Source organism: Pseudomonas sp. SED1 (genome assembly GCF_034044025.1).
Taxonomy (GTDB): Bacteria; Pseudomonadota; Gammaproteobacteria; order Pseudomonadales; family Pseudomonadaceae; genus Aquipseudomonas.
The window spans coordinates 37,845-64,030 of record NZ_JAXCIS010000065.1 but is presented as its reverse complement, the minus strand read 5'-3'; the positions used below and the strand labels follow the sequence as shown (position 1 = coordinate 64,030).

General features: G+C 59.2%; 34 protein-coding genes and 1 pseudogene. 11 read left to right on the top strand and 24 right to left on the bottom strand.

The window, feature by feature from the left end:
* Positions 1 to 21 precede the first annotated feature (21 nt).
* Together SNL23_RS10215 and SNL23_RS10210 are read right to left on the bottom strand one after the other, a co-directional pair.
* Positions 22 to 708 carry an HAD-IA family hydrolase gene (locus SNL23_RS10215; RefSeq protein WP_167663666.1) on the bottom strand — a complete coding sequence of 229 codons (687 nt, stop codon included), beginning with the start codon at positions 706 to 708 and terminating at the stop codon, positions 22 to 24.
* A gap of 104 nt (positions 709 to 812) precedes the next feature.
* The gene (locus SNL23_RS10210; protein ID WP_076015121.1) at positions 813 to 1,661 is read right to left on the bottom strand and encodes an oxidoreductase; all 849 of its coding nucleotides are present in this window, start codon (positions 1,659 to 1,661) and stop codon (positions 813 to 815) included.
* A gap of 97 nt (positions 1,662 to 1,758) precedes the next feature.
* Between SNL23_RS10210 and SNL23_RS10205 the strand changes: the two genes are divergently transcribed.
* Positions 1,759 to 2,655, top strand: a complete 897-nt coding sequence (locus tag SNL23_RS10205; RefSeq protein WP_076015120.1) for a LysR family transcriptional regulator — start codon at positions 1,759 to 1,761, stop codon at positions 2,653 to 2,655.
* 24 nt (positions 2,656 to 2,679) lie between these two features.
* Complete coding sequence (locus tag SNL23_RS10200; RefSeq protein WP_318302188.1) at positions 2,680 to 3,036, top strand: DUF2784 domain-containing protein; 357 nt, start codon at positions 2,680 to 2,682, stop codon at positions 3,034 to 3,036.
* Here the strand turns inward: SNL23_RS10200 and SNL23_RS10195 are convergent.
* Positions 3,023 to 3,991: an NAD-dependent epimerase/dehydratase family protein gene (locus SNL23_RS10195; RefSeq protein ID WP_318302187.1), complete on the bottom strand. Its 969-nt coding sequence runs from the start codon at positions 3,989 to 3,991 to the stop codon at positions 3,023 to 3,025. The two genes, SNL23_RS10200 and SNL23_RS10195, sit on opposite strands and share 14 nt — an antisense overlap.
* A 96-nt stretch (positions 3,992 to 4,087) precedes the next feature.
* On the opposite strand from SNL23_RS10195, the gene SNL23_RS10190 reads away from it, so the two are divergent.
* The 9 genes and pseudogenes from SNL23_RS10190 (at position 4,088) to SNL23_RS10150 (ending at position 10,396) form a co-directional block, all read left to right on the top strand.
* Entirely contained in the window at positions 4,088 to 4,972 is an 885-nt protein-coding gene (locus SNL23_RS10190) for a LysR family transcriptional regulator (protein ID WP_318302186.1), read from the top strand.
* 54 nt (positions 4,973 to 5,026) lie between these two features.
* A complete protein-coding gene (locus SNL23_RS10185; RefSeq protein WP_318302185.1) occupies positions 5,027 to 5,605 on the top strand; it encodes a DUF4337 domain-containing protein in 579 nt (192 codons plus the stop codon).
* A 78-nt stretch (positions 5,606 to 5,683) separates the two neighbouring features.
* A pseudogene (locus tag SNL23_RS10180) lies at positions 5,684 to 5,842 on the top strand (M24 family metallopeptidase); the annotation flags it as partial.
* A 27-nt stretch (positions 5,843 to 5,869) separates the two neighbouring features.
* Positions 5,870 to 6,223, top strand: coding sequence for a gamma-glutamylcyclotransferase family protein (locus SNL23_RS10175; protein WP_318302184.1), 354 nt, complete (start codon positions 5,870 to 5,872; stop codon positions 6,221 to 6,223).
* Between the two features lie 4 nt (positions 6,224 to 6,227).
* Positions 6,228 to 6,968, top strand: coding sequence for a T6SS immunity protein Tli3 family protein (locus tag SNL23_RS10170; RefSeq protein WP_318302183.1), 741 nt, complete (start codon positions 6,228 to 6,230; stop codon positions 6,966 to 6,968).
* A 652-nt stretch (positions 6,969 to 7,620) separates the two neighbouring features.
* Entirely contained in the window at positions 7,621 to 7,836 is a 216-nt protein-coding gene (locus tag SNL23_RS10165) for a hypothetical protein (protein ID WP_134657026.1), read from the top strand.
* A 554-nt stretch (positions 7,837 to 8,390) separates the two neighbouring features.
* Positions 8,391 to 8,711, top strand: coding sequence for a type II toxin-antitoxin system RelB/DinJ family antitoxin (locus SNL23_RS10160; RefSeq protein WP_318302182.1), 321 nt, complete (start codon positions 8,391 to 8,393; stop codon positions 8,709 to 8,711).
* Entirely contained in the window at positions 8,641 to 8,961 is a 321-nt protein-coding gene (locus SNL23_RS10155; protein WP_318302181.1) for a type II toxin-antitoxin system YafQ family toxin, read from the top strand. Before SNL23_RS10160 ends, SNL23_RS10155 begins: the two co-directional genes overlap by 71 nt.
* A 484-nt stretch (positions 8,962 to 9,445) precedes the next feature.
* The gene (locus tag SNL23_RS10150) at positions 9,446 to 10,396 is read left to right on the top strand and encodes a DUF4238 domain-containing protein (RefSeq protein ID WP_318302180.1); all 951 of its coding nucleotides are present in this window, start codon (positions 9,446 to 9,448) and stop codon (positions 10,394 to 10,396) included.
* Here SNL23_RS10150 and SNL23_RS10145 read toward each other — a convergent pair.
* The 21 genes from SNL23_RS10145 to SNL23_RS10050 are packed head-to-tail and all read right to left on the bottom strand — an operon-like array spanning position 10,393 to position 26,135.
* Positions 10,393 to 11,370 carry a hypothetical protein gene (locus SNL23_RS10145; RefSeq protein ID WP_318302179.1) on the bottom strand — a complete coding sequence of 326 codons (978 nt, stop codon included), beginning with the start codon at positions 11,368 to 11,370 and terminating at the stop codon, positions 10,393 to 10,395. The two genes, SNL23_RS10150 and SNL23_RS10145, sit on opposite strands and share 4 nt — an antisense overlap.
* Entirely contained in the window at positions 11,343 to 12,047 is a 705-nt protein-coding gene (locus SNL23_RS10140) for a hypothetical protein (protein ID WP_318302178.1), read from the bottom strand. Before SNL23_RS10140 ends, SNL23_RS10145 begins: the two co-directional genes overlap by 28 nt.
* The gene (locus SNL23_RS10135) at positions 12,044 to 12,601 is read right to left on the bottom strand and encodes a baseplate complex protein (RefSeq protein ID WP_318302177.1); all 558 of its coding nucleotides are present in this window, start codon (positions 12,599 to 12,601) and stop codon (positions 12,044 to 12,046) included. Before SNL23_RS10135 ends, SNL23_RS10140 begins: the two co-directional genes overlap by 4 nt.
* On the bottom strand, positions 12,598 to 13,530 hold the full coding sequence (locus SNL23_RS10130; protein WP_318302176.1) for a hypothetical protein: 933 nt from the start codon (positions 13,528 to 13,530) through the stop codon (positions 12,598 to 12,600). The genes SNL23_RS10135 and SNL23_RS10130 overlap by 4 nt, the downstream gene beginning before the upstream one ends.
* On the bottom strand, positions 13,523 to 14,161 hold the full coding sequence (locus SNL23_RS10125; RefSeq protein ID WP_318302175.1) for a hypothetical protein: 639 nt from the start codon (positions 14,159 to 14,161) through the stop codon (positions 13,523 to 13,525). The genes SNL23_RS10130 and SNL23_RS10125 overlap by 8 nt, the downstream gene beginning before the upstream one ends.
* A gap of 2 nt (positions 14,162 to 14,163) precedes the next feature.
* Positions 14,164 to 16,743 (bottom strand): phage tail protein, encoded by a 2,580-nt coding sequence (locus tag SNL23_RS10120; protein WP_318302174.1) that lies wholly within the window; start codon positions 16,741 to 16,743, stop codon positions 14,164 to 14,166.
* 9 nt (positions 16,744 to 16,752) lie between these two features.
* The gene (locus tag SNL23_RS10115; RefSeq protein ID WP_318302173.1) at positions 16,753 to 17,277 is read right to left on the bottom strand and encodes a phage tail protein; all 525 of its coding nucleotides are present in this window, start codon (positions 17,275 to 17,277) and stop codon (positions 16,753 to 16,755) included.
* Complete coding sequence (locus tag SNL23_RS10110) at positions 17,274 to 18,446, bottom strand: baseplate J/gp47 family protein (protein ID WP_318302172.1); 1,173 nt, start codon at positions 18,444 to 18,446, stop codon at positions 17,274 to 17,276. The genes SNL23_RS10115 and SNL23_RS10110 overlap by 4 nt, the downstream gene beginning before the upstream one ends.
* Positions 18,443 to 18,760: a DUF2590 family protein gene (locus SNL23_RS10105; RefSeq protein WP_318302171.1), complete on the bottom strand. Its 318-nt coding sequence runs from the start codon at positions 18,758 to 18,760 to the stop codon at positions 18,443 to 18,445. Before SNL23_RS10105 ends, SNL23_RS10110 begins: the two co-directional genes overlap by 4 nt.
* Positions 18,757 to 21,069 (bottom strand): phage tail tape measure protein, encoded by a 2,313-nt coding sequence (locus SNL23_RS10100; RefSeq protein ID WP_318302170.1) that lies wholly within the window; start codon positions 21,067 to 21,069, stop codon positions 18,757 to 18,759. Before SNL23_RS10100 ends, SNL23_RS10105 begins: the two co-directional genes overlap by 4 nt.
* Before the next feature lie 6 nt (positions 21,070 to 21,075).
* Complete coding sequence (locus SNL23_RS31495; RefSeq protein ID WP_371132008.1) at positions 21,076 to 21,219, bottom strand: DUF6890 family protein; 144 nt, start codon at positions 21,217 to 21,219, stop codon at positions 21,076 to 21,078.
* Positions 21,220 to 21,239: 20 nt separating this feature from the next.
* Positions 21,240 to 21,527 (bottom strand): putative phage tail assembly chaperone, encoded by a 288-nt coding sequence (locus tag SNL23_RS10095; RefSeq protein WP_094949951.1) that lies wholly within the window; start codon positions 21,525 to 21,527, stop codon positions 21,240 to 21,242.
* Between the two features lie 38 nt (positions 21,528 to 21,565).
* The gene (locus SNL23_RS10090) at positions 21,566 to 22,018 is read right to left on the bottom strand and encodes a lysis protein (RefSeq protein ID WP_099312213.1); all 453 of its coding nucleotides are present in this window, start codon (positions 22,016 to 22,018) and stop codon (positions 21,566 to 21,568) included.
* A complete protein-coding gene (locus SNL23_RS10085) occupies positions 22,018 to 22,551 on the bottom strand; it encodes a lysozyme (RefSeq protein ID WP_318302169.1) in 534 nt (177 codons plus the stop codon). Before SNL23_RS10085 ends, SNL23_RS10090 begins: the two co-directional genes overlap by 1 nt.
* On the bottom strand, positions 22,548 to 22,754 hold the full coding sequence (locus tag SNL23_RS10080; protein WP_063033543.1) for a hypothetical protein: 207 nt from the start codon (positions 22,752 to 22,754) through the stop codon (positions 22,548 to 22,550). The genes SNL23_RS10085 and SNL23_RS10080 overlap by 4 nt, the downstream gene beginning before the upstream one ends.
* Positions 22,751 to 22,969, bottom strand: coding sequence for a TraR/DksA family transcriptional regulator (locus SNL23_RS10075; protein ID WP_099312209.1), 219 nt, complete (start codon positions 22,967 to 22,969; stop codon positions 22,751 to 22,753). Before SNL23_RS10075 ends, SNL23_RS10080 begins: the two co-directional genes overlap by 4 nt.
* Positions 22,969 to 23,418, bottom strand: a complete 450-nt coding sequence (locus SNL23_RS10070; protein ID WP_099312207.1) for a phage protein — start codon at positions 23,416 to 23,418, stop codon at positions 22,969 to 22,971. The genes SNL23_RS10075 and SNL23_RS10070 overlap by 1 nt, the downstream gene beginning before the upstream one ends.
* Before the next feature lie 6 nt (positions 23,419 to 23,424).
* Positions 23,425 to 24,546, bottom strand: a complete 1,122-nt coding sequence (locus SNL23_RS10065; RefSeq protein WP_318302168.1) for a DUF2586 domain-containing protein — start codon at positions 24,544 to 24,546, stop codon at positions 23,425 to 23,427.
* An 11-nt stretch (positions 24,547 to 24,557) separates the two neighbouring features.
* On the bottom strand, positions 24,558 to 25,238 hold the full coding sequence (locus SNL23_RS10060; RefSeq protein WP_318302167.1) for a phage virion morphogenesis protein: 681 nt from the start codon (positions 25,236 to 25,238) through the stop codon (positions 24,558 to 24,560).
* The gene (locus SNL23_RS10055) at positions 25,228 to 25,677 is read right to left on the bottom strand and encodes a phage tail protein (protein ID WP_318302166.1); all 450 of its coding nucleotides are present in this window, start codon (positions 25,675 to 25,677) and stop codon (positions 25,228 to 25,230) included. The genes SNL23_RS10060 and SNL23_RS10055 overlap by 11 nt, the downstream gene beginning before the upstream one ends.
* On the bottom strand, positions 25,674 to 26,135 hold the full coding sequence (locus tag SNL23_RS10050; protein WP_275967941.1) for a head completion/stabilization protein: 462 nt from the start codon (positions 26,133 to 26,135) through the stop codon (positions 25,674 to 25,676). The genes SNL23_RS10055 and SNL23_RS10050 overlap by 4 nt, the downstream gene beginning before the upstream one ends.
* Positions 26,136 to 26,186: the final 51 nt, after the last annotated feature.

Below are 26,186 nucleotides of genomic sequence, written 5' to 3'. Positions count from 1 at the left end.
GATCCAGTGGCTTTAGAGGGATCAACGCATTGGCGGCAACCCATACGCCGCCAGATCAAACTCCGCCAGCTTGCGAATAATCTGGTCAGCATGGTGGTACTTGCTGTCCGCCATCGCCTCATCCGGCACGGCAATCGCGGTCATGTGCGCAGCCTTCGCCGCCGTCACGCCAAACGGCGAATCCTCAAACACCAGGCAATCCTCTGGCGCCACACCCAAGCGGCGCGCCGCCGTCAGGAAGATATCCGGCGCTGGCTTGGCCGCTCCCACTTCCGGGTCATCCGCAGTCACGATAGTGTCGAACAGCCCAAACCACTCACGGTGCAACGTGGTTTTGTGACCAAACGAATTGCGCGACGAACTGGTGCCCACGGCAATCGGAATGTTATTCGCCTTCAAGTGCCGCACCAGCGCCTCAGCGCCCGGCATACCCAAGGCCTTGGGGAAACGCTCACTCATCAGTGGCTCGCGGATCACCAAAAATTCGGCGGCCGTAATCGGCAGGTCCAGGGCCTTGACCACGTAATCCGCCAGGTCCTGGGCGCCGCGACCAATGATGTGCTGCTTGATCCCCCAGTCATAGGTACGGCCGTAGCGTTCGGCGATGATCTGCGTGACTTCGGTGTAGATGCCTTCTGTGTCCAGCAACAACCCGTCCATATCGAAAATGACAGCCTTGATCGGGACAGCGGTACGCGGTGCATTCATCACTACAGATCCGTGGGCAAAAGGACTAAAAGGATTCAGCACAATAACGGCCCGCCTGCGCTGCTAGCAACCGTTACGAGCCTGTGCCGAACCCTGTCAGCGCTTCACTCAGGAAAATCAGCGCCCTCAGTCACCTCAGCCCACGCATCAAAATCCGCGCTCAATGCCTTCACCTTGGTCCGCGCAAAGGTCAACGCCGCCTTGCCCAGTAGCAAGCGCAATGGCGGCTGCTCGGCCTCAACCGCCTTGACGATGGCAATCGCTGCACGCACCGGATCACCCGGCTGCTTGCCGCTGTAGTTGCGGACCATGTTGGCACGGGCCACCGCCGTTTCCTTGTAGTCGGCAATCCCGTGAGCCGCCTCGTTGGCCGAACGCCCGGCCCAGTCGGTACGGAACGGGCCCGGCTCGACCAGCAACACCTTGATGCCCAACGGCGCGACTTCCTGGGAAAGCGCCTCGGAAAGGCCCTCCACCGCAAACTTGGTCGCATTGTAGAAACTCAGCGACGGGAACGCCGCCACACCGCCCACCGAGGAAATGTTCACGATGCTGCCCGAGCGCCGGGCGCGCATGCCGGGCAAGGCCGCGCGAGTCATGGCGCTCAGGCCCCATACGTTGATTTCGAACATGTTGCGCACGTCATCCAGGTCGCTTTCTTCGAAGGAGCCGAAGTAGCCAACACCGGCGTTGTTGACCAGTACGTCGATATGGCCGAAACGTTCTTCAGCCGCTTTGACAGCCGCCTCGACCTGGGCCTGGTCGGTCACGTCCAGCGTCAGAACCAGCGCGTTGTCTTCGTGACCGGCGACGATGTCCTGCACCTGTTGCGGATTACGTGCGGTGACCACGGTCGGGTAGCCGAGGCTCAGGGTGTGCAACGCCAGCTGGCGGCCGAAACCGGTGGAGCAGCCAGTGATGAACCAGACGGGTTTTGCGGTGGAAGTCGTCATAAAGGGCCAATCCTCGTGAGTGTAGGAAAAGTATGCGCGCCGCTGTTCTTGCTAAAAAGATGCATAATCTGCAAGGCCCTTTCGGAAATACAACACAATGGACACGCCCGATTTCCAGCAATTGCGACTGTTCCTACAGGTCGCCCGCTCGAAAAGCTTCACCCAGGCGGCCGACGCCAGCAGCCTCTCGGTGTCGACCGTCAGCCATCGCGTGCGCTCCCTGGAGAAACAGTTGGGCGTGCAACTGCTCAACCGCACCACCCGCAGCGTCAGCGTGACCGAGGCCGGCGAGCAATTGATCCAGAAGATCACCCCGCTGCTGGAAGAACTGCAAACCAGCCTGCACAGCGTAGCAGCGGCTACGGTCGACGCCGCCGGTACCTTGCGCCTGAACATTCCCTCCACCGCCAGCCGAATGGTCCTGCAACCGTTGCTCCAGCGCTTCCTGCGCAAATACCCGGGCATCAACCTGGAAGTGGCGGTGGACAACAGCCTCGTGGATATCGTCGCCCAGGGTTTTGACGCGGGCATCCGCTACGACCATGTGCTGGCCGAAGACATGGTGGTGGTGCCGGTGGCGACGCAGTTGCGATTCGTCATCGTCGCCACGCCGGAGTATTTGCAGGGGCGCAAACTGCCCACTCATCCCCACGATTTACTGGAGCATGAGTGCGTCAACTACCGCAGTGCGCAGACCGGCTCGCTGCACCGCTGGGACTTTGAAAAAGCCGGCAAGCAGATGCGGGTTACGGTAAAAGGCCGGCTGGCGACCAACGATGTTGAATTGATGGTGCGCGGTGCGCTGGACGGGTTTGGCTTTGCCTACGTAGCGCGCTCCAGCGTCGAGCAGCACCTGCAACGCGGTGAGTTGGTGGAGGTGCTGGACGACTGGATTGCCCACAGCGCGCTGTATTTGTATTACTTCAACCGTACGAACACGCCGAAGAAATTGCGGGTGTTCATCGAGTTCCTGAAGGAAGAATTCGGGACCTGATCCTTTCAAAAAGCGAACCCAATCATGCTCTACCGCTTCGCCGCTGACGGCCTGGTGCTGTTTCATCTGTCGTTCATTCTGTTCGTGCTGTTTGGCGGTTTGCTCGCCCTCAAATGGCGGCCCGTGATGTGGCTGCATTTGCCCGCTGCTGCCTGGGGCGTTGCGGTGGAAGTGTTCCACCTGCCCTGCCCGCTGACCCGCTGGGAAAATCTGTTTCGTCATTTGGCCGGGCAGGACGGTTATGGTGGTGGCTTCATCGAGCATTACATCCTGACCCTGATCTATCCGGCCGGGCTGACGCCGCAGATTCAATTGGGGCTGGGCGCGCTGGTGCTGTTGATCAACCTCGCGGTGTATGTGCGCCTGATCAGGCGCTCTTAGGCAGGCAACCAATACCAACTAACGTCGCCTCAACCGCCTCATCCAACGGTGTGTGGGGTTCGCTGCCCAGCACTTGCACCAAGTGACGGTTATCCATGCGCACCTCGGTTTGCCACAGGTAGCGCATTTCCTGCATCTCGCGGAAGGTGGTGACAAAGGGCGCGGCCAGTTTCAGCAGCCACCATGGGAAAGCCCTGACAGAAGGCTGGCGGCCGGTCCTGCGTGACACCACCCGCTGAATCGCCTGGCTCATCTGCCGACCATCGGCATCTATGTGCCCCGCCATATGAAAACGGGCGAAGGCATCAAGGGTGTCGCGGCGTGCAATCAACTCGACCATGGTTCTCGCCACGTCAGGCAGGTAAGCCCACTGATGTCCCACACCTGGCGCCCCTGGATAGGTCACGTTGGCCACCGGCTTTGCGGGCTTGACCAAGCCTTGGGAAAACCAGCTGCTGCCGGCCTTGGCGCCGAAAAAATCGCCTGCCCGCACGATCAACACCCGGGCGCCCTGCTGGGTCGCCTCAAGCAAACGCTGCTCCATCTCCACCCGGATCGCGCCCTTGCGGGTAAGTGGATGCTGCGGCGAATCTTCCTCCAACCGCGCAAATGCATCAGGCCCGAAGTTGTACACCGTGCCCGGCAGGACAATCGTCGCCCCTCCAGCGATTGCCGCCGCGATGCTGTTATCGATCATCGGCAACACCAGTTCTGCCCAGCGCTGATAACCAGGCGGGTTGACCGCATGCACGATCACCGAACACTCCTTGGCCGCCGCGACGACTTCCTCGCGGTTCAGCGCATCACCATTTATCCATGTGAAATCGGCGTTCTGCTTGTGGGCCTTATCCACATCCCTCGTCAGGGCGCACACCTGCCAGCCGGCAGCGAACAACTGCCGCGCCACTTCGCCACCAACCCCGCCTGTCGCGCCCAACACCAGAACCTTGTTCATGCTTTTTCCCCTGAGGGTTGTTTGATGAGGCGATTCTGTTCGAGGGCGGGCTATAGAGGAATTGCCGAAGATCATCCAGATACTATACATTTATGCATGGCATCGACTATTGGTTGGGAGCTTTACCGGTCATTCCTCGGGGTACTCAAGGAAGGATCGTTGTCGGGGGCCGCACGGCAGCTCGGCATCACTCAACCCACCGTAGGGCGGCACATCGCTGCGCTGGAGAAATCCCTGAACGTGGTGCTGTTCACCCGTTCCGCCAGCGGCCTGCTGCCTACGGCCGTCGCCCTCACCCTACGCACCCACGCCGAAACCATGGAAACCACCGCCGCCGCCCTTGAACGGGCCGCTTCGCCCCAAGGCCCCGAAGTGCGCGGCGTGGTGCGGGTGTCTGCCAGCGAAGTGATCGGCGTGGAAGTCCTGCCGCTGATCATCACCCGCCTGCGCCAGCAGCACCCGCACCTCAAGGTCGAACTGGTGCTGAGCAATCGCCTGCTCGACCTGCTGCAACTGGAGGCCGACATCGCCGTGCGAATGGTCCGACCCAGCCAGGAACAACTGCTGGCGAAACGCATCGGCGTTATCGAAGTCGGCCTGCACGCACGCAACGACTACCTGCAACAACACGGCACGCCCCAGAGCCTGAATGACCTGACGGCCCACTCAGTCATCGGCTACGACCAGGAAAGCGCCTTCATCCGCAGCCTGGCCGTCAAAGGCTTCGAGCGCAGCGCCTTTTCCCTCAGCAGCGACAGCGACCTCGCACAACTGGCCCTGATCCGCGCCGGCGCCGGTATCGGTGGCTGCCAGGTCAAACTGGCCCGGCAAGACGCCCGCCTGAGCCGGGTCCTGCCGGACGCCTTTGCCCTGCAACTGGACACCTGGGTCACCATGCACGAAGACCTGCGCAACAGCCCGCGTTGCCGCGTCACCTTTGATGCCCTGGTGGCCGGTTTGCAGCATTACGTACAGGATTGAGACAGCTTCGCTGGTGAAGAATCAGACTCCCTCAGTCCCTTCATAGACGCCCCTATGTCCGAAGCCTTCGAAGTCCCCAGCCCCCACGAAAAACACGTCGAACACACCACCGAACATGCCCACGGCCGCGGAGACAATTTCGCCAGCCGCATTGCCGTGATGACCGCCATCATGGCCACCGTCGGCGCCATGCTCAGCTACCAGGCCGGCTCCACCGAAAGCGAAGCGGCGATGGACAAAAACAACGCCGCCATCTTCAAGACCGAAGCCGCCAACCAATGGAATTACTACCAGGCCAAATCCAGCCGGCAGAACCTCGCGGAGCTGGCCACGCATATTCCCGGGGTTGATGCGGCGCACTACAGCGACGAGATCCAACGCTACAAAACCCAGAAGGAAGAAGTACGCAAACAAGCGGAAAAGCTCGAAGCGACGTCGAAGGAATGGGATGAAAAATCAGAGCAGGCGCTGCATCAACATCACCGCTGGGCACAGGCGATGACCGCGATTCAGATCGCTATTTCGTTGGCGGCGATCACCTTGCTGACACGTAAGGAATGGTTGAAGCGCATGGCGTATACCGCTGGTGGCGTGAGTGTGGTGTTGGGCGGGATGGCGTGGCTGCATATTTGAGGTCACCCGCTCAGCACCTTGGCACCAACACCCTCACAGCCTTCAACCAACACACCGACGGCAAACCGGTGCTGGGAGAAAGGGCACCGCGTCAGCGATTTCCCCTTTGCGATTTATCGAGGCGGTGATATTCGGGACGTTGACCAGTATCCTAATGAAGGACTTTGGATCCTGGATATCCAGATTGCGCACCCGAGCGAGGCTTATGGTGCGTTTTATGCAGATTTGTTGGCTTAACCCTTAACGCTCTATCAAGGAAGTGAAATGGAACGCTCGACCGAATTTCCCATGCTTTTGTTTTCCTACGGCACGTTGCAGGACAAGGCTGTGCAGTTGGCCAACTTTGGTCGGGAACTGGCGGGTCAGCAGGATGCGATGCTGGGGTATTCGAAAAGCTGGGTGGAGATTACCGATCCTGAGGTGTTGGCTGCGAGTGGCAAGACTCATCATCCGATTGTTTCACCGAGCGGGCGGAATGAGGACAGTGTTGAGGGGATGGTGTTTCAGATTACCGAGAAGGAGCTTGCAGCGGCGGATGCGTATGAAGTGTCGGACTATAAGCGGGTTTCGGTGGGGTTGGCTTCGGGGTTGGCGGCTTGGGTTTATGTGCAGGCTTGAGAAGGTGCGGCTCTTCAATCGGGGCAATTTCCTGCAGATCACTCGGAAAGCGTGCACTGCCGGATTTGCGAAGCTGCCGCTCCTGATCTCGTGCGCGTTACTCGCGGCCTGCAGCAATACCCCCGAGCCGGTTCAGTATCTGCCTGGCCGAGTCATCTATCGCATCGACTCCTCGCGCTTCTTCGAGATCGACCAGACCACCCTCAAGCTCTGCAACGGCTCTGCACCTTCCATCGCCGACTCAGGCGACATGGTCTACTACACCGACACCCAACTCGGCATTCATAGCCCAGTAGCGCGATTTGGCTCGTTCAATGGCATTACCGTTCGGGGCAAAGGCGCCCCATTGATGATTGATGCCGCCAACTCGAACTACCTGGCCATTCCAATTGTTCGTCCGCCGAGTTTCAGCAACGGTGGGGGCGGTCTGCCGCGCCTGTATTTTTCCCAGGATGCCGGGCGCACCTGGCTACGCGTCACTGCGCCCATGTACCTGGAAAACCCGGACGGGACCTGGCTTACCGGCTCCATCCTTTCGGTCGAAGGCCCCCTCCTGTTCGGAGCCGCGCAGATAGATATCTCCTTGAACTACGAATCGCTCAAGGACAATTCTCCCTATTCGAGGCTGTCTTACCCACAACGCTGGCAACGTACCGAAAACCGTCTCACGCCCGGGTACTTCGAGCCTCCTCGCCAAGCGCCTATTGATGATCGGTTCAATTGCGCGACCGGGGATAAGCCATAACAGGCTTTTTTGTCCCGCAGAAAACACAAAACCCCTGGTTTCTCTCGAAACCAGGGGTTTTGTTTACATCGAATTTGGCGGTGAAGGAGAGATTCGAAACTACCCGCAAAGTCACTTTCATTATGCAAGTACCCGGTTTACGCGGGCTCCAGCGATGCTCCCTCTCCAAAAAAACGGCGCTCTCAGTCCCATGGCAGTCCCATGGCTTTTGCACCAAGTTAGTGCGCGATGGTTGAGAGGGGGTAAAAAACGGCAAGCCGACCGGTTTATGTTGAGGCATGGGAAAAAGGTAATATTGGTAATGCGCTTGATAAAAAAGGTAAAACTCCTTTAATTTCAATAGCTTGATAGATATTTAGAAAGGTAATAATTTAGTAATTTATAGGTTAGGTCATTACCTTTTCCTCGGGTAATTCCTGACAAGCTCAATCCCCAGCAAAACCGGGCACTTGGGCAAATATTACCTTTGCCATTACCAAATATTACCCCTCAAGGTAATACCTCAAACCCACGGACTACCTGGGCTGCAGCGGCTATAGAGCCTTACCTAACCAAAATTACCTTTTTCCCAGCCCTGGTTCCAAAATAGCCGTCTGTGAGGCGAATCCTGCAGCTTGAGGCTAGTCTGAGAGTTCACTATAGGAACCTTCATATGGCGCATGAATATTCGCTCTCAGATGTGCTTGAAAGGATGTATGAGAATCAGTTGGCACTTGAAGCAGCTGTGATGGAGATCACCCTACGCCTGGAACAACAAGGCTCAGCAGAGGTAGCTGAAAACGTGCGTGGGGCCTTAGAGGCAATCGGTGAGAACGCGGGGCATATCAAGCAAGGCTTGGCACGCCTGAAAAGGTCAGGAGCCAGCTAAGGATGCGAGACAAATTGTGAAATGTTCCAATCTCGACGAGGCCCACACGTTTCGTGGCGTATGGCAGCTTTCGGCCTCTTCGAAGTCCGCTACACACGGTGAGAAAAAAGATCTATCTCGTTTCGGAAAATGCCCGTATTCCTATGTTTTCTTCTCTTTCGACCAATGAACCCGGGGCCTCCAATCCTGCCCCGTTCATGATCGCCTGCTACGTCGCTGTGCGACCGCCCTGCACTTCTCTTCAAATCTTTGCAATCCGTGAAACTGCCGGTCGCCCGTAGAGCGTCCCGGCCCGCCTGGGCTGCCGGTTCGTTTGCACTACATCTGGGCTTGCACAAAAAAAGGACGCAAACCCCGTCGGCGGGAGGGGGATAAGTGCTTTTTCGTCTCCTTTTTTCTTCCGACGCACGCCTCTTGGCCAGCCTTGCGATTTCCGACGCATGGATGCCTTAACGTCCTGTTCAGGACAAAAAGTGCTTGATCAAATTTGATGGGTTGACCCATACTTTGACTGTAGCCACAACGTAGCTACATTTATGTGAGGGAGACACAATATGTCCGCATTACTGAAAACCACTGACGTGCGTTGCCGCATCGACGAGGATTTGAAGGATCGCGCCACAGCAGTGCTGAATGCATGTGGGCTCAGCCTCAGTGACGCTTTGCGTCTTTTCCTCCGCCAGGTAGTGACAACGCAAGGCCTGCCTTTCGAGGTACGTGTGCCTTCGGAGAAGACCGCTCGTGCTATGACACAAGCGCGTGAAATTCGTCGCCAGTTCGACTCGATCGACGACATGCTAAGGGATGCTGATGGCGAAGCCGGAGAAGAAGCAAAAGCGCGCCGACCTGCCAAAGCAGTGCGCGCAGACACCTGAGTTCAAAAAATCTTGGGAACGCTATAAGCGTGCCGGACGCAGAGATATGAATGAGGTTCGGGTAGTGATGGTGATGCTGTTTTTAGGCGAGCCGCTACCCGCAGAATATCGTGACCATGCACTTACGGGAAATTGGGACGGTTTTAGAGAGTGTCACATAGGTGGTGACTTTCTGATGATTTATGAAAGCTCGCGAGCTGACCTGATCACCTTTGTTGATCTGGGAAGCCATGCTGAATTGTTTGAATAATGGTCGGTTTTTTGTTCGGCCTAAAGTTTCAGGGGGAGTGATTCCCTTGGATTGCGGCCCATCTAGCCGCTAAAGGTGAAGGTCTGTGAGCCCGTTCCTGGCTGTGCCAATCGGATACCTCATGCACTTGAGCTGCTGCTTGCGGCGACCCGCGGTAAGCCAATAGCAAGCGCCTGGCAAGGCGCTATATAAATGCCAACCCTTAAAAAGTTGGCAGCGCTGCCAGCACGGAACAGGGCTACTGCCATGTTTAGGCTGCGTTTAAAAGCGGTGCAGGTGGATATCGATCTTTGGGTTATCGTGTTTTTTGCATGCTGGCTTATTGAGAGATTTTCTTCCTAGGTTGAGGGGGCGGGGATACCCGCCCCCAAATCCTAAACTGGTACTCCTTTCCCATCGTGAATGTTTATCTCTGTTAGCTATCAGTGCTGCTCAAGAACAACTTGTACTTTTCGCATGTAGAAAATTTTTAAGGAGACATCCAGTGGCGCTAGATCATTACGTGTCACAAGTACACTTAAAGAATTTTTACTCCAAAGACTTAGACAAGCAAATGTATGCGTACAGGAAGTCGGATTTGAAATTCTTCACTCCGAATGCCAAATCCGTATGCAGAAGTGATGAAGGTAGCACCAATGAGTATCTTGAAAACAACAGAGTAATTGAGGAGTTCTTGGCAGGAGTTGAGCCTAAGTACAATTCAGCTGTAGAAAAAATAAAAAACAAAGCAATAGACCAAGAAGCAATATATACAATTTCTGGTTTTATTTCATACATCATAACTTGCTCTCCTGCAGCAATGCGCATTCACTCAGAGCTTTTCAGAGGCGTTGTTGAACATCAAGCAATAATGCTAGACAGTGAAAATAAATTCTCTCAACCTCCTCCGCAACTTGGTGCAGGCTCAATGACAGAACTGCTAAAGTCCGGGAAAATAAAAATCAACATAGACGGAAAGTACCCCCAAGCGTTCGGCATAAGGTCAATACTTAATCACGTATCTACTTTCGGGAACTCCACCTGGGAAGTACTTGAGAATCCGCATTCTGAGAATCCATTTTTTAGTAGCGACTTTCCTGTCGCGATTGAGCAAGGATCGGATAAACGAGCTTTAAACAGAATTCTACCACTGACCCCACAAATTGCCATCCGTATAAAACCCAACTTAAACCTAGACAAAAAATCGCTAAACCATGACTTTGAACATTTCAACTGCAAATATAAAAAGCTTTCACTATCAGACGTCAAAAGCTTAAACAGATTATTTGTACGATGCGCTGAGTCCATCGTATTTTCCAGCCAAAACAACGACTGGACTGAGCAATTCATTAGAAAAAACTCTAACTACCGAATTGAGCCAATTCTAGTCAAACTACAAACCAAAACTGGAAGCCTTCAACATTTCACTCAAGAAGTTAGAAAACCAAAACCTTAACTTGCTATAGATTTAAGCTTTAAATGCAAGGAGTTTGAGCTTTCTGCTAGCTCAGCTAGTTTTATTGCATCGATAGTGCTAACGGCAGGACCTGGCAAATGAGTATGACTAATTAACTGGGTGTTCATTTTTTCCACTATAGAAATCAAATCACATAAAACTTGTAGAACGTTCACATCTTCGGATCCCAACCAGGTCTTGGGCGCGACCAGTCGCTGACTGACCGCCGCCACACTCTTACGCAGCCCCTGAATCCTTTCCTCCATGTCGCCACCAACCGTGGCGTTGTGCTTCTGCCCCACCACCAGGTTCAAGTCCCGCCCGGTCGCCTGGTGCAAGTCATCCACCGCCGCCAGGCTCGCAGATCCTCCCGACAACAGCTTGAGCGCGCCCAGGGCTTCAAGGGTCTTGGTACCCCCTACCGACTCGGTTGAATGATCGTCCACGGTCCTGGTGTGGCTTTGGTACCGCTCGGTGTTGCCCATCGCCTCCACTTCCCGCTCGATCGCCTTGTCCAGGATCTTGCCGTCAGTCTGGCGCAGCCAGTTGCCGTCCGCGTCGACACGCTGTTGACAGGCTTCGCTGTGCTGCCACACCTGGTCACCCTTCGGGACACTGGGCATGCTCAAGCCGTGGGGCAGAATGGTTTGGATATACGGCTTGTGCGGCAGGCCGTAGGCAAAGCACACCACCACTTGGGTGCCTTCCTCGGGGAACGCATAGATGCCCATTTCCTCGCCACCAGTGGGCAGCGGCAAAGGCACGCCGGCAAGGATCGGCAGCTTGGTATCTGGCTCGCCGTCCGGCCCCATGACCTCGATGTCGACCGCGTAGCGTGGGCGGAAGTCGTCGCAGATCCCAGCGCCGGCGGGCGCGTCTGCCACGGCGACAACCCGGGCAAAGCGTGGCAGGTGGTAACCACCGGTGAGTTCGGGGAATTGTCGTTCTACGCTGCGGCGGATTGCGTCGTCCATCGGATGGCCATCTGGTTGTCGATGAGCGCCACACTGGTGATGCGCTCGCCGTGGTTGATCGTTGCACCTGGTCGCAACCCGGGAAGGGCTGCAATCATCGCGCTCTGGTTGCCCTGGTAGTCGTCGAACAGTTCCACCGGCAGCTGCAGCGGCGAGCGAACGCCGAAGAAGCTGTCGGCCCAACTGCCCACGAACACTTCTCCGTCACCCTGTTGCTGCCAGATGAAGTCGGGGATGTTGAAAACCCGGGCCAGGCTGTCCATGGCTTGATAGCCGGCAGCCAGGCTGTAGAAAAACGGCGCCTTGACGCTGGCATACGGCTGTTCCGGGACGCGAAAGCGCAAACCGGTGTGCTTGCCGATCTCGACCAGGACGGCGCGCAGGTCGACGTGACGCAGGTTCAGCGGCAGCGGGTTGGCCAGGATCGCGGCCAGCTCGCGACAGAACAGCACCTGCTGGGTGCTGCTGGCCGTGCTGCTGCGCTCGACGTAGCCAATGAAGTGTCGCTGCAGCGTGCTGCTGTTGTAGCCGATATCGAGTGTCACCAGCCCCTTGACCGGCGCCGTAGCCTGGATCGTGAACGTCGCCCGGCCTGGGCTCTTCGCATCCAGCCGGACTTCGTTTTTGACCAGGACATAAGGCACCCCGCTGATGGTCAATTCCTTGTGCAGCTTCATGGATTGGGACTCCCGCCTAACCAGGTATCCACCTTTTTCAGCGTGGCTTCAAAGCCGGTCAGCTCTTCGGGGCCACCAGGGGTGTCACCGCCAGTTCCACCGACTGCGCCGCCGACTGCACCGCCCGGGCCAGATTGTGCCGTTACCGGGTTGCCCGATCGGCGCCCTTCGACTTTCTCTGGGTTGGAGAGCTTTTCGGTCAGGGTGAATTGGATCAGCCAGCCGCGCAGGTTGTCGTCTTCTCGGGCGCTCACTCCTTCGGTGAACGTCACCTGGCGCATGCCGAACGCGGCAGCGGTGTCGTTGACGATGCGGTATGTCTTGAGCTGGCCACCGCCTTCGGTCGCTTCCACCAGGCGCATCAGGTCGCGCAATTGCACCTGGTCAACAAAAGGAATCATCAGGCTGACGGTCAGGGTTTTGGGCTTGAAGCCCTTGTGGCCCTTGTCGGTGTTGCTGGTCTGCCCTGACAGATCGTCGCTTTCAATACGCAGGTTGCCGGTGACCTTGAGGTTCTTCCCGCGCACCTCTTGCCCGTCGAGTAACAGCGTCATAGGCCCACCAGTTCACGGACGAAGCTCAAACCCTGCTCAGATCCCACCAGCAGCGCGCCGGCGCACAGGACCCATTCGTGTCCCGGTGCATCACCGGCCAGCAGCCGGCGGCTCAGCTCGGCAGCGTTGCCCGGGCCGATCAGCCGCGCACGCATGCTGCTGTCAGGGTTGCCATCGGCCAGCAGGGCTTTCAGATCTGCCAACTGCTTGTCACGGCCCTGTTGCTGCGCGGCCTTGCGGTTGGCCAAGGCCGAGAGGTCCGCCATGGGCGAACTGTCGGCGGCGTAGCTCTCCAGGACGGCGATCTGTCCGGCCATGGATTGCTGCGCCGCCTTAACCACTGTGCAACGCTCCAGGGGCAAATCCTGCCAACGCGGCAACGCGCCGGCGGTGGGGATCTCCCACTTTTCCGTCTCCAGCTTGGACAGGTGCCGCGCTCGGCGCTCGGCGCGCACCAGGTCAGGCATCGGTAGCAAAGCATTGAACCGCGCCAGGCTCTCGGCTAACTGATCAAAGCGAGTAGCCAGGAACATCAGGCATAGGGCGTACTGCTGACCATCGGGCCGGCCTGTGTCGCTCACGTCCACCAATTTGCTGGCCAACTGCTGCAGCATGTTCGGTGCAGACAGAAAACGCTGGTAGCCGCGGCCCTGCCCGATGCCACTTTGAAATGGCGTCACCACCAGGCAGGCCGGGGCCTCGCCCATTTGATCAGCGAGTGCGGCACGACCTGCAGCGATCGCGCCTTGGGCAGCACCACCGACCGGCCCCGGGCTGGTACTGGTCTTGCCACTCAAATCAACCAGGCGTTTAGCCGTGCTGGCCAGCTCGCCGCCGGCCAGGCCCTGGGCGGCTGACAATTGCCCCATCCATTCGGTGGCCTGCGCGGGCCAGCGCATTGTCACCGGTGCCCAGTTCGTTTCAGGCATTGGGCAGTACCAGGGCAGGTAATTCGGCCACCAACTCGGCGCTGGTCGGTGCCTTGCGCTTGTCCTGCTCGATGGCTGCCAACTGCTCATAGCAATAGGCCCAGCAAAGTGAGCGCCAAGTGCGGAACGCCAACCCATCCGCCTGAAACTTCGGTACCGAAGGTTCATCCGCGTAGGTGATCACGTCCTTCAGATCACTGTAACCGGAGGCTTTCGCCGTTCTGTCGAGGAACATCTGGACGCTGGCCACGTACTCGGATTTGCGCTGCTCCCAGGTCAACGGCGGCGGGTCGACAGCCACGGGCCGGCCCTTCACCGCTTGAATGACTTTTCCCATAGCCTGGGAGGCAAACAACGATTGGTACTCGCCCAGGGTAATTTCCAACAGTTCGCCGGCAGGTGGCAGGCTGCAACCCGGGTTGGCAACTTCGACCAGGGGCGGTATGGCTTTCGGGTCTTTCACTTTGATCATCGGGGCCTTGTCCTTCGAACCTTCGGCAGCCATCCAGCTGGGGTCCGGGACACTGATCATCGGATGTTTCCACTTCGGGTCTGCTACCAGCAAGGTGCGCTCGCCGTGGGCGCGGGTGTCGTAGAAGCCTGCAGTTGTGGCGTGAAAAAATATGCTCATGATTAGTAGCCGGTGGCCTCCCAATAGATTTCATCTGGTGAGTTGAAGGGGCCAGAAATAACCGAGAACTGGGCATTGCTGACGATCAGGGTGTTAGTGCCGGTGGCAACGTCCGAATAAAAAAGGCTTGTTCGGGATGCAACCAGGGACACGCAACGGTTAGGAAAAGCGATTGGGAAACTACGGTGCGTCACCGAGTCAGAGGCGCCCAAAGTCATACCCCACTGCCGGATCAGGCCGGTCTGTGCACACTTCCACCAGCCGTTAGGGCTAAGGGAAGCCGTATTCTTGAAGACTGCCCCGGGAGTATCGGGCGTGGCCTGGGGAAGGTTGGTCAAGCCTGCCGCGTTACCGCTGTACATACCTGACACGTGCAGATTGCCGCCTTCAGTGAGCGTCAGCGCACCGTTGGTACCTCCGACATGCATGACCACGCTTGCCGGTGTAGTAGAGCCACCGCCGGCCCAAACATCCATGGATGCCAAGTGACGGTCGGTCCAGTTGGTTGCCTTCCATATCAAGTAGGCGTTGCCGTTGTCAGGGCAATCGACCTGTACAGCTGGGGAGCGCGAACGCCAGTCAACAAACGCACCCGCCATTGCACGAAAATCAAACCGCGCCGTTCCGGTCAGGTAACCACCACTGAGCGGCAACTTTGAGTTATCCGCGATCGCGATGTTGGCGGTCCCGTCGAACGACACACCGTTAATCAGTCGAGGTGTGGTTAGCTTGGTAGCGGTAGCGGCATTGCCCGACACAGCAATGTCGTAGGTGCCGCTCAATCGAGCCTTGGGCAGCGTGCCAAGGGTCAGTGCATTGGCGTTCAAGCCGCTCAACTGTCCGCCGTCACCGAAATACGATCCCTTGATGCTCAGGTGTCCAGAGCCGTCCAAGGTGAACGCCGAGACGGTTCCACCCACATGCATGACCACCGAAGGGACAGAGGTCGACGTGCCACCGGCGTACACCTCCATTGCAGCCAAGTGTCGCTCGCTCCAATTGGTGCCCTTCCACACGGAATACGCGGCGCCGTTGGACGCGCAATCAATCTGGATCGCGGTTTGACGCTCCTGCCAACTGACAAATGACCCGCCGATCAACGGCACGTTGAATCGCACGCCGCCGGTCAGCGTCCCGCCGCTCAGTGGCAACTTGGAGCCGTCGCCAATCGCGATGTTTTGGGTACCGTCGAACGCCACGCCGTTGATCAGGCGGGCCGTTTCCAAACGGGTGGCCGTACCAGCATTGCCGGTGACCTGGATGTCATAGGAGCCGGACAGGTTTACCCGGGGCACCGTTCCTGCAGTAAGGGCGCCGGCGTTGAGGTTAACCAGTCCGCCACCGTCACCAGACAGTTTTCCGGTAATCGCTACGCCGGCGTCAGAAACACGCACTCCGTTGCCGTAGATATACCCATCAGTGCCCAGGCCCATGAACAGGGTTTTAAAGCCGGTAGACGAGCCGTAACCGCCGATGCTGCCCACGATGTTGCCGCCGGACGTGAACGTCATCCCACGTGCCCAGGCGCTGCCGAAATAGTTGCCGGCGGCGTAGACCACATCACCGATCATCGTGCCGCCAGTCAGCGGCAGTTTGGTGGCGTCCTGCACGGTGATGTCCTGCGTACCGTCGAAGGCCACACCGTTGATCGCGCGAGGGATGGCCAGCCTTGTAGCGGACCCCGACCGCAAGTCAGGGTAATGGCCCACCTTGGCGGCGAAGTGATCCACCAGCGGGCCGTCGATTGGCGCAATCGTGCGCAGATCGTTGATCTGGTTCGCGTTCACCAGGTGCGCCAGGGGAATGCAGTAGTGCCAGGCACCGTCGGTGTCCAGGTAGTCGACCTGGTTGGGATCAAAAACCACTTTCCAACTGGCCTGTACGTCGTTCAACTCACGGCGCAATGACACATGCAGCCACACCGGTGCCGGTACCGCCGGCGGCGCGATCGGCAAGGCGCTGGCCAGCTCCACGCGGATGCCTTCGATGTAGGCAAGCCCGGGCTTGAGTTGATACCCGGCCCCAACCTTCTCCACCTGTAGGCCGCTACGGTAGAAACAGGCTCGACCGAATACGTCGCGGTTGCTCAGGCGCTCGCGCTCGTCCAGGCCCTTCAGGCGCACGGTGAAGTCATGCTGCCAAGTGCTGGCATCAATGGTGATGCCGGTCAGCGCCTGGGCCCCGTCGAACACCACCAGGATGTTGCGGGTGACGTTGTTGCCCAGCTGCAGCGGCGGAATGTTCTTTCGCTTTTGCTGCACAGGCACGTAGGCCACGGCTAGCAACACATTCTCGACGGTTTCCAGGCCGATCCAATTCCAATCAAAGTCGCCGACATCGCTGCCCAACATCGAGCTGTAAACCACCTGGTTGGGGTTCACAAAGCCGATGTTCTGTTTCGGGATCGTGTAGGTGTGGACGATCTGCGCCGCCGGCGGTTTCCCGGCTGCGCGGTCGACCGGGGCATTTGGGTTCAGGCCTGGCACGTTGGCGAAGACGAAGCGCACGACATCGAGGCGTTGTTGTGCTCCTGTTTTTTGGGCGATCAGGCTTTCACCTGCAAGGGTAATACTGGCTCCCATGGGGGACTCCTACAGGCGGGCGACCAGCGTTTGCTGATCGTCGTTAAAGTCAGCCGCGACGATGCGCAGCGATACGGGGGTAATGGTCACGAAGTCATAGCGCCGGCACGTGCGGCCGTATTGCTGAATCAGCACGCGCAGCAGCTCGGGGTTCTGCGATAGCTGGGAGTCGGAAAGGCGCAGCAGCACCACGTCCCAGTCCCGATCGGGCATACGCTCGTCTATCTCGACGTAGCCCACGCCCAGACGCTGCAGGATGCGTTTGAGCCCCGCTGTACTGCCGGCGTCGACGGCGTTGATAAAGGCGAACTTGACCCGCAAGCGATACAAACTTTCAGGCTCGTCCTTGAAGCGGGTGGTGTCCCGCTGCCAGGCCAGCAGATCGAGGACGGTCAGGTGGCAGGTCTCGGCGTCCATCTGCAGGAGCGGCCATTGCAGCCAGCCTTCGACTTTCTCCCACCAGGACTGGGCGGCGGCTTTCAGCTTGGTGAGCTGTGGCCCATCGAGCCAGAACGGCAAATTCAGTTTGATCATGCCAACACCACCTGCAGGCTGCTGATCCGGGGGATGGTCAGCTCTGACACGATGTCGGCGTTATCGAAGTGCAGCGACTCGATGCCCGCGAACTGCTGGTGGAGTTCTTCGCCCAGGCGACTGAATGAAAAGCGCGACTGTGGATAAGTCAGCGTTGGCTGATAGTCGCCGGCGCTGCTTTCGCGGAAGGCCGCACGAATGAACAGTTCCACTTCCGTCTGCAGCTTGGTGCGCTGCTCTGCGGTCAGTAGCTGACGTGGCCATACAGTCAAGCTCAACGCGTGCTGGGTCTCAGGCATGACCATGACCAACAGATCATCGCCGTGGCCATGGTTGCCCTGGTCGCGGATATGCGCGTTGATTTGCTCCAGGTATGTCGCCGCCGGTACGTCTGCATCAAACAGCACGTAGGCATTGGCACTGCCTGGGCCCCGGGGGGCGCCGTGCAGGAAATACACACCATCGGGCCGCACGCCCGGGAAGGCTGAAATCATGGCGCGGTATACCGAATCGGTGTGCCACTGATTGACCGCCGAGAACTGGTTGCGCACCCGCAAACGCAGCTGATCGTCCGGTTCAGGATCTGCACCAGGTGCGATCAACCAGCCGTCGACGTTCACCACCTGGGCGATGCCGGCAATGGGTACCGGCAGGATCGCGTAGTAACCCGGGGCCAGGTTGTAGCCGCTGCCAACCTCTTGGGCTTCTACCGGGACTTCCAGCTGCTGCAGGCCGTCTGCAAAGGTTGCAGCCTGCGTGGTGATCAGTTGGTAAATATGGCCGTTGATAGCCGCGGATTGCACCAGGACGCCGGCGGGCAGCTCCAGCACGCCGCCGGCGACGTCCCGGGTAAACAACAGCATGCCCTGGGCCTTGGTCGCACCTTTACGCTCGACGTTAACCGCCCAGGCCAGCATGTCCAGCCACTTGTCCCGGGCAGTTTTTACAAAGAAGTTGGGCAGGACCGTGTCACTGACAAAGCTGATCAGCCACATGACCGGTTTAGTCACCAGGGCTGTGATCACACGCCAGAACGGTGAATAAGCGCTGGTGTTGCTCATCTTGCTGCCTTGGGCGGCTACTTCCTTTTCCCAGGCCTTACGCAAGCCGTCCTCGGTGGTGGGAATGCCGGCGTCAGCGAGCGCCTGTTTAAAATCTACGTCGCTCACAGGGTCACCTCGATGTCGCCAAACTTCAGTGTTTTGGCCGTGACCAGGTACTGGCCGGATTGCACCTGGTGAATCAGTGCGGTACCTGGTACCAGGCGTTCATCAGCCTCCACCAGCAGCTCCAGTTGCTGGATGCAGTCGCGTTGACGCAGGCGGCTGCGCTCAGCCACCAGCGTTACCAGCAGGCCGCTTTCGCGGATCATGTGCGCGATGTCCTGGGCGATACTGGCCCGGTCCTCGATCAGCAATGGCTGACGGGACGGGTCCAGCGACAGGTCGTTGTCGATGATCAGCAGGTCGATGTATTCGCTCATCCGCCCACCGCCATGGCCAACATGCCTTCAAGCTCCAGCGGGTTCATCGGTTTACCGGTGTGAATGTTGACGTTCTCCACGTGGGTGCCCTTGTTCTGGGTTTGGTTGTTGTTCTGGATGCTGCTCAGCAAGCCGCCCCGGGGTACGGCGTCGGGCCGCTTCGGTGACAGGCTGGCCAGAGATCCATTCATGCGCTGCTGGCTTTGCTCGGCCTTTTCAGTGGGTGCCGGCGCAGTCACCAGCGCCGGCGGCTGCTTCGGCTGCGGAATGTTGAGCTGCAGCCCGATCGGCGCCGGTAACTTCAAGGCAGGCGCGGCCACCAGTGCCGGCGCTGTGCGCGGTGGCTCAGGAGCCGTGAGGGGCTGGGGGATCGGCGCCGACGTTTTCGGTACCGGGGCCAGCACCAGCGCTGGCGGCTGTGCCTGGGGCTGCAATGCGTTGAGCGCGGGCATGGCCGGCGCGGGCGTCTTCTGTGCGGCAGTCATCACCAGTGGCGGCGCCTGGATGGGTTGCTGGGGAGTACTCACCAGCTGCGGCAGCAACGGTGCCTCGACCGTCGGGGCGGTGATGGTTGGCAGTTGCGGTGCCGCCGGCATATCGCCAAACGCGGCATCGATCTGCACGCCCGGGATCTTGTTCAGCATCTCGATCAAGCCATTGATGGCCGATTTAAAGATATTGACGATGCCGTCCCACGCAGCGCTGGCCATGCCCGACCAACCGCCCATGGAGTCGAACCACTCCGACAGTGCGGTCAGTTGGCCGCTAACCCACTGGAACGCCTCGCTGTTGAGTAGTGCACTGGTCCATTCGTCCCAGTAGATGATCGCTGCCGCCACTGCCGCGACCAGGGCGACAATACCGACCACGACCCACGTCACCGGGTTGGCCAGCAACGCGGTGTTGACCAGCCAGATGGCGCCCTGCCACAGCAGCATCGCGCCCTTGACCAGCCCCATCCAGGCGACCATGAGCACCAGGCCCGCAACGAACCCGATCACCATAACGGTGTGATACAGGAACATGGCGATACTGCGCAGGCCGGCCATGGTCAGGACTTTCCACACAGTGACCAGGCCCAGCCAGACCATTTTCGAGATACCCACGGTCAGCGTGAGCAACGACATGGCCGCAATGATCCCGAACACCACCAACGTGGTGATGCCGATCACGCGGGTGATATTGGGAAACAGCTGGGTCCAGCGGGTGAGTGTGGCAGCGATGGCCACCAGGCGATCCATCAGCGGCGTCAGGATCGGGATCAGCGACTGCCCGAAAGCGATACGCAATGCCTGCACAGCGGCGCCGAACTGTTGCCACGGGTCAACCATCTGTTTGGCCATGCGCTCGGCGTTCTCCAACCCGTGCACATTACCCAGTCGATCCATGCCGTTTTTCAGGCGGTCGGTATCGCCCAGTAGTGTGGTGATCAGTCGCGCCGCTTCGCCACCGAAGGCATCGCGCAGCTTCTTGCCATTGGCCTCAATCGACAGATCGCCAAACTTGCCTTTGAGCTTGTCCAGGATGTCCATCATCGGCAGCAACTTGCCCTGCTGGTCGACAAAGGACATGCCGAGTTTTTCCGATGCGCCGCTGACGTTCTCAAAGAACGATTTATAGAGGCCACCGGCCTCCCCGCCGTCCATGGTGCTGCCCAGTGTGCCCAGTACCGCCATTTGCTCGGCCAGGCTCACACCGGCAGTGCTGGCCAGTCCGCCGGCGGCTTTGAATGCCTCGCCGATCTGCTCGCCACTGGTGCGAAACAGCTGCACTGCAGTGGCAGTTTGACCGGCCAGGTTCTCCACCCACTGGCCTTTGCCCATGGCGTCGGCCTGGCCCTTGAACAGGTTGTACATCGTGCCAACGTAGGTGCCCATGGTGTTCGCATCGGACTTGGTGGCCTTAGCCAACAGGTTGCTGGCATTGGTAAAGGTGGCCAACTGACTGCCCGCCAGGCCTTTGATGGCGCCTTCAACCTGGTACGCCGAGGCGACAAAATCCCGGGCGTTTTCCCCGTAGGCCACCGAAAACTCCAGGGACTTGCGATTCAGTGCGGTCAACGCATCTTCGGCCACACTCAGCGATCGGACTTCGCCCAGGGCGCGGTTCATCTCCAGAGCGGGTTCCAGCGACTGGGTGATGGCCACGCCGGCGCCGACCAAGCCCGCCAGACCAAGGCCCATGGTCTTAATGTGCTTTTCGCTCTGTTCCGCCAGGTCAGAAAAGCCCATTTTCACCTTGCCCAACGGGGCGGTGACCTTATCGGTCAGGCTCAAAATGAAGGCCAGGCGGGCGCTTTGGTCAGCCATCTGTGTTTATCCGTTCAATGCGTGGGCGATGCCGTTGGCGATGGCGATTTCCATCCGCCGCCAGTGTTCGTCCTCAAGCCACTTGGCCGTGCCCATCACCTCGGCGGTGGGCTCAGCACCTGGTAGCCAACGACCGGCCAGGGCCACCAGTTGGCCAAGGCCGTTTTCGGTCAGTCGTTCGGCGTGGTCGAGGGCTTTTTTACGGTGATTTCAACGTCGGGGCTGTATTCCTCCAGCAGCGCGCCGGCCAACTGCATCACGAATACCGGGTTGCCCAGCATCGGCTTGAGCGTGGCGCGCTCTTCCTGTTTAACGGTGGTCACCAGCAGGTTGTTCGCCGGCGCGACCTTGTTGGCCTGGGTCACCGCGTTGAAGTACTTGGTCACGTCCTGCGGGGTCAGCTCAAAGGTGAATTCCTTGTCGCCTACTTCCAGGGTGATCTCGCGTTTATCGGTCATGGGTGTTGCTCCGTTCAGGGATTGAAAGTGGGGTGGTGTCAGCGCAGGCAAACCCGGCGCACGTGGTCCTGCAGGCCCAGGATCATTTGCTTGCTGAGGGCAAGCTGATCTCTGAGGGTGAAATAATCCGATCGAGCGTCTGCTGAGAGTTCGGCGGATCCGCCATCAGCCACGCCGCTGGCGCCGGCATCGCCGGGCTTGGGGGCGCTGCAGGTGGCTTTGATCCGCAGCCGGCTAAGGCCATCGTCAACAGCACGGCGCAGACCGTCGTTTTGGGCGCGTTCATTGTTCAGTTCCTGGGTACGTTGAAGGTCGATAGCGTCACGCTCGGCCAGCCTCTCGCCGGCGATGCGGGCCGCTTCGCGCAGGCCCTCCACTTCGAACAAGGCGCTGTCGCGCTCGCTGCGGGCGGTGTCGCGCTGACCTTCCAGCAGGTCAAAGGCGAACCAGGCCACCAGGCACAGCACCAAGGGGAAAATGGCTTCGCGCATTACAAACCCGCCTTGCACAGCTGTGCTTCGGCCAACCGGCGCCGGTGCAGGCCCCGGACAAACTCCTTTTGCCCCGGCGCGGTAGTGACGTAAGCCCAGACTGGGGTTTTGCCGTCAGCGGCCCACGCCAGTGCGTTGCATCCGTCCTTGATGCGCCCGGAATTGATGAGCGCGACGGCACGACTGACGCAGGTGCTGGGCACGCCGAAGTTGTGGCTATGGCTGCTAAGAGCGTCGAAGGTGTTCTGGCCCACGTCCTGGTTGGTGATGCAGTCCGCCAACTGCAACTGGCCCTTGCTGATCACCAGTTGCTCGACCTCGTCGCACCGCGCGTCTGACCAGTAGTCACCGACCACCACCGGATAAGGGCTGGTGTGGCGGGTGATGCCTTTGCACACGGTTGGCAGGCCCTGGGCGAGCTTGTCGGCGTAGACGGTGTTCTGGCCGTCGCCTTCCCAAGTACCCAGGAACAGCACCAACGTGGAGCTGCAGAGCGCAATGGCGCCGGCGGCGATCTTGCCGCGCAGGCTCATGGCTTCACCTTCCAGTCGCGCAACATCTGGCGATACTTCGGAACCAACAGCAGGATCTGCAGCACCATGTAAACGGCAGTCAGCATGTAGGCGACAGCCGACCAGTCGACGGCCCCTGTCGCTCCAGTTGCCGCTACACCGATCGCAGGTGACGCCTTCGCCAGTGCGATGGCGGTGTCCTGGGCCGCCTGATTCGTGCTCATCGCTGCACTCCTTTCTCGAAAAAGGACTGGCACAGGACGCAGCGGGTTTTGCCGCCGAGCGCCTGGCGCGCTGCAGGAATCTCGTTATTACAGTCCTGGCAGTGGGTAAGGCTTGGGCCCGCTGACTCACGCCGGGCCTGGGCCAACTGGGCGTTGATAGCCTGGTCCCGCTGACGTTGTTCCAGGGCTTGGGCGCGATCGAACGGGCAGACCATCAGCTAATGCCCTCGATCTCGGTGGCATCCAGATACGGCACGCCGTTGATACGGATAAAGTCCGGGCTGGTGACCTCGAATGGCACCTTGTGCTTGGTCTTCTCGCCACCTTTGGGATCGATGCTCAGCAGGCTGGAAACCTTCAACTTGCAGCCGAAGGCCTCAATGCGCAGCTCGTCGTCGCCAGCCTTGGCAAAAAACACCGCGTCGAAGGCCTCCAGCTTGCGAAAGCTGCCGGCACTGCGTGCCGCCTCGATCAACAGATTGAAGTTGGTGGAATCCAGCTCCAGGTCGCCAGCAGCCGCCACATCGCCGTCGACGTAGCCGTCAGGCACGCCCCGGGTTTGCGCGGTCTTGCTGTTGTCGGTGATGTCCAGGGTGCAGCTTTCGACGTGGACCTGCAGGTCTCCCAGGTTCACGTCAAAGTTCTTGCCGCCAATACGTGACATGGGGGGTTACTCCGAATCGTCGTTGGAAAGGTCCAGGGCGATGTTCGCCGTGAGGTCTTTCGGGCAGTTGTGGGGCTTGATCTTGATGAACGCCTCTACGGCGGTTTTGCTCTTCCAGACCAGCACGATGTCGCCGTCCTTCGGCGATTCGATCTCGCCCGGGAACACCTCGCCGGCGAACTTCACCGACTTGGCCATACGGCGCAGAGGCGCCATCAGCGCGGTGATGTTCACGGCCATGCTGTTGGGGGTGTTGTTCAGGCGCCGATCGCCTACGCGGCGAATCAGCAGCGGACGGACCTGGCGAGCGGCCTTGTCAGCCAGACGCAGGTATTCGATTACCTGGTAGTCACTGCCAGGGGCGTCCAGCATGTTGCCGTCACCCCAGTACACGCCCGGGTAATCGGAATAGGTCTGGGAGACGGAGAAACGCGCCTTATCCAGCTCCGATCGGATCGAGGACGGCAGTGGTACGCCTTCGGAGTCGACAGGCACTGGGCCCAGGCCAAGCAGCGCTCCAGTGGCCACACGCATCGGGCTGTCAGCAATACTTACTGCTGCGTTGGCCAGGCGACCGGCCAACACGCCCAGGTCGTTACCGTGCAGTTGCGGCACCACTAACACCCGGGGCGCAGCCAGGCCGGCAGTGATTGCCTTCTGGGCTACCAGGTATTCCGCCCAGCTCTGGAAAGGGCTCAGCGACAGGCCTGCCGTGGCCGCCATGACGAAAGCGCGCCGACCATAGGTGTCATTCATCGACACAGCTGCATCGTGCATTGCCGACAGTTCGGCACCGGTGGCCACTGGCTTGGTGATGACCACCGCTTCGACGGAAAAGCCCTGCTGCTGGGACATTTCCAGGGCCTTGGCCCAGTCGCCATCCGCTGCGATCGGCGCCGCCAGGCAGGCCCAGCGATCGCCACCATTCAAGCGTGCTGCAGTGATCTGAGTTTTCAGGTCACTGGCTGGAACACCCAGGGCGGCATCCAGGTCGCTGTCGGTGTTGAGGGCGATCAATTTGCCGGTGTTTTTCGGACCGGGGCCGATGTACAGAAAATAGCGTTCGATCTCAGTCACGGCGCCCTGGCCCAGATTGAGATTGTTAACGCTGACTTTGCCAAGTGCCATGCTGTGCCTCGTTAGCGGGGTGAATTAAGGATTTGTTGAAAGACCTGGTTAACCAGCTCGCGGGTTTCGTTGCCGGTCTCCACGCCGAGGAACTGGCGTTTCGGCAGGGTGATGTCCCAGCTTTGTGAGCCCGATGTCTCGGCCTTTTCGTCGTTCAAAATGCGGATCAGCAAGCCGGCCTTGGCGTAGTTCACGTGTTTTTGAATCCATGCCACTGACGGCCTGGTCAGCGTCTTTTTGCCTTTCTGGCGGGTGCGAAAGCCCAGCCGGCGCAGCCGCTTGGCTTGTTTATCGGTGCAGGCGATACCCGGCGGGACTTTGTTCCAGCGCCTCATCTGTGCAGCGGTACGCCGCTCGCTGACGCCGTTGTGCTGCTGGGATGCGACCCACCGGGTAAGTGCGTTTTTCCAGCCCAGTTCGGCTTCATCGGAACTGACACGGGTGACCTGCAGCAGCTTGGCCAGGCCGGCTTCCATCTTCTTTTTGCCCTTGGTAGAACCCTTGCGCTCGGCGAAGGGGCTGCCATCCAGGTTCTTTTGTTCACGTACCCGCTTTCGGCTCATCGAGCGCACGCGCTTGGTCACGTTGTTCAACAGCCGCCGGCGCAACTGGGGCGATAGATCAAGCAACGCCAACTGGGCATCGACGTTGAGCAAGCCCCTGACATCGAGGTCGAGCGGGCTATCGGTCATGACTGCCCACCTCGCCCTGCTCAGCGGTCCACAGATCGAACGGCACAAAGGCCCAGGTCTTGCCAAAGGCCTCGATCTCGCCGGCGGGATCCTCGGCCAGGTATTGCGGCTCAACGAATTCCAGCGACAGCTCAACGTCGAAGCTGTCCTGGTCCAGGGGCTCAACGGCGAACAGTGGCGCCGGCAGGTCGTGGCGGTACCGATCGGGATCGTGTGTTTCCAGCCAACTGCCCACCAGGGCCATCAGCCTGGCCGGGTGATCGGTGAAACGCTCCAGGGAGAACACGGCGCGATAGCGCATGTCACTCATGTGCAGGCCGTCGCGGTCGGGCTTCCAGATCAATTCCAGGCTGACCTGTTCGGTCCAGCTGTCGAACTGCTCCGGGGCAACCAGGTTGCGGGCCATGAGGTAGGCGGTCAGCGCCTGCAGCTGGATCACTGCAATGACGCCGTGATGCGGCCACGGCCCTGTAGAGCGCGAACCGCCTGCTGGCTGAACGCCAAGAACGTTTCCGCCCGCTCTGGGGCTTCCTTGCCGGTGTTCTCGGCGCTTTCCCTGCGGGTGACCGTGGCGAACTGCGGCAGCAAATTGGCCTTGGTGCGGCAGTAAACGGCGCGCTTGTAAAGCTTCACCTTGAACGTACGCTCGGGCAGCAGCACCGTGTCTGCGGCTTCAACGTTGTTGATGCCGAAGGCCTGCCACCGGGCTTTGCACTTGGCCAGGTCACCATTGACCTCGATCATGGCCATGGTCATGTCACCGCCCAGCAGCTCTACCAGGTACTCCGCCGGCAGGCGGTATTCCTTCTGGAATTCGGACAGAGAGAGGTTCGGCCAGAAGCCGTCGTTCTCGATTGTCTGTTCCACAAAGGTGGTGGGTTTCCCGGAAAAGCTCATTGCTGGGCGCTCAAATAGGGCGGGGAGCCTGTTTTCAGTGGGACGGTCCAT

Bases quoted from the DNA above. Each gene is read 5' to 3' on its own strand.
- SNL23_RS10085 (WP_318302169.1), bottom strand. From the start codon at position 22,551: ATGAGCCTGCGCGGCAAGATCGCCGCCGGCGCCATTGCGCTCTGCAGC.
- SNL23_RS10195 (WP_318302187.1), bottom strand. From the start codon at position 3,991: ATGAACAAGGTTCTGGTGTTGGGCGCGACAGGCGGGGTTGGTGGCGAA.
- SNL23_RS10060 (WP_318302167.1), bottom strand. From the start codon at position 25,238: ATGACCGATAGCCCGCTCGACCTCGATGTCAGGGGCTTGCTCAACGTC.
- SNL23_RS10105 (WP_318302171.1), bottom strand. From the start codon at position 18,760: ATGAGCGAATACATCGACCTGCTGATCATCGACAACGACCTGTCGCTG.
- SNL23_RS10100 (WP_318302170.1), bottom strand. From the start codon at position 21,069: ATGGCTGACCAAAGCGCCCGCCTGGCCTTCATTTTGAGCCTGACCGAT.
- SNL23_RS10165 (WP_134657026.1), top strand. From the start codon at position 7,621: ATGGCGCATGAATATTCGCTCTCAGATGTGCTTGAAAGGATGTATGAG.
- SNL23_RS10175 (WP_318302184.1), top strand. From the start codon at position 5,870: ATGGAACGCTCGACCGAATTTCCCATGCTTTTGTTTTCCTACGGCACG.
- SNL23_RS10155 (WP_318302181.1), top strand. From the start codon at position 8,641: ATGCTGATGGCGAAGCCGGAGAAGAAGCAAAAGCGCGCCGACCTGCCA.
- SNL23_RS10075 (WP_099312209.1), bottom strand. From the start codon at position 22,969: ATGGTCTGCCCGTTCGATCGCGCCCAAGCCCTGGAACAACGTCAGCGG.
- SNL23_RS10125 (WP_318302175.1), bottom strand. From the start codon at position 14,161: ATGAGCATATTTTTTCACGCCACAACTGCAGGCTTCTACGACACCCGC.
- SNL23_RS10200 (WP_318302188.1), top strand. From the start codon at position 2,680: ATGCTCTACCGCTTCGCCGCTGACGGCCTGGTGCTGTTTCATCTGTCG.
- SNL23_RS10140 (WP_318302178.1), bottom strand. From the start codon at position 12,047: ATGAAGCTGCACAAGGAATTGACCATCAGCGGGGTGCCTTATGTCCTG.
- SNL23_RS10090 (WP_099312213.1), bottom strand. From the start codon at position 22,018: ATGCGCGAAGCCATTTTCCCCTTGGTGCTGTGCCTGGTGGCCTGGTTC.
- SNL23_RS10215 (WP_167663666.1), bottom strand. From the start codon at position 708: ATGAATGCACCGCGTACCGCTGTCCCGATCAAGGCTGTCATTTTCGAT.
- SNL23_RS10185 (WP_318302185.1), top strand. From the start codon at position 5,027: ATGTCCGAAGCCTTCGAAGTCCCCAGCCCCCACGAAAAACACGTCGAA.
- SNL23_RS10205 (WP_076015120.1), top strand. From the start codon at position 1,759: ATGGACACGCCCGATTTCCAGCAATTGCGACTGTTCCTACAGGTCGCC.
- SNL23_RS10190 (WP_318302186.1), top strand. From the start codon at position 4,088: ATGGCATCGACTATTGGTTGGGAGCTTTACCGGTCATTCCTCGGGGTA.
- SNL23_RS10050 (WP_275967941.1), bottom strand. From the start codon at position 26,135: ATGAGCTTTTCCGGGAAACCCACCACCTTTGTGGAACAGACAATCGAG.
- SNL23_RS10080 (WP_063033543.1), bottom strand. From the start codon at position 22,754: ATGAGCACGAATCAGGCGGCCCAGGACACCGCCATCGCACTGGCGAAG.
- SNL23_RS10145 (WP_318302179.1), bottom strand. From the start codon at position 11,370: ATGGACGACGCAATCCGCCGCAGCGTAGAACGACAATTCCCCGAACTC.
- SNL23_RS10135 (WP_318302177.1), bottom strand. From the start codon at position 12,601: ATGACGCTGTTACTCGACGGGCAAGAGGTGCGCGGGAAGAACCTCAAG.
- SNL23_RS10130 (WP_318302176.1), bottom strand. From the start codon at position 13,530: ATGCCTGAAACGAACTGGGCACCGGTGACAATGCGCTGGCCCGCGCAG.
- SNL23_RS10210 (WP_076015121.1), bottom strand. From the start codon at position 1,661: ATGACGACTTCCACCGCAAAACCCGTCTGGTTCATCACTGGCTGCTCC.
- SNL23_RS10115 (WP_318302173.1), bottom strand. From the start codon at position 17,277: ATGATCAAACTGAATTTGCCGTTCTGGCTCGATGGGCCACAGCTCACC.
- SNL23_RS10160 (WP_318302182.1), top strand. From the start codon at position 8,391: ATGTCCGCATTACTGAAAACCACTGACGTGCGTTGCCGCATCGACGAG.
- SNL23_RS10095 (WP_094949951.1), bottom strand. From the start codon at position 21,527: ATGACCGATAAACGCGAGATCACCCTGGAAGTAGGCGACAAGGAATTC.
- SNL23_RS10065 (WP_318302168.1), bottom strand. From the start codon at position 24,546: ATGGCACTTGGCAAAGTCAGCGTTAACAATCTCAATCTGGGCCAGGGC.
- SNL23_RS10070 (WP_099312207.1), bottom strand. From the start codon at position 23,418: ATGTCACGTATTGGCGGCAAGAACTTTGACGTGAACCTGGGAGACCTG.
- SNL23_RS10120 (WP_318302174.1), bottom strand. From the start codon at position 16,743: ATGGGAGCCAGTATTACCCTTGCAGGTGAAAGCCTGATCGCCCAAAAA.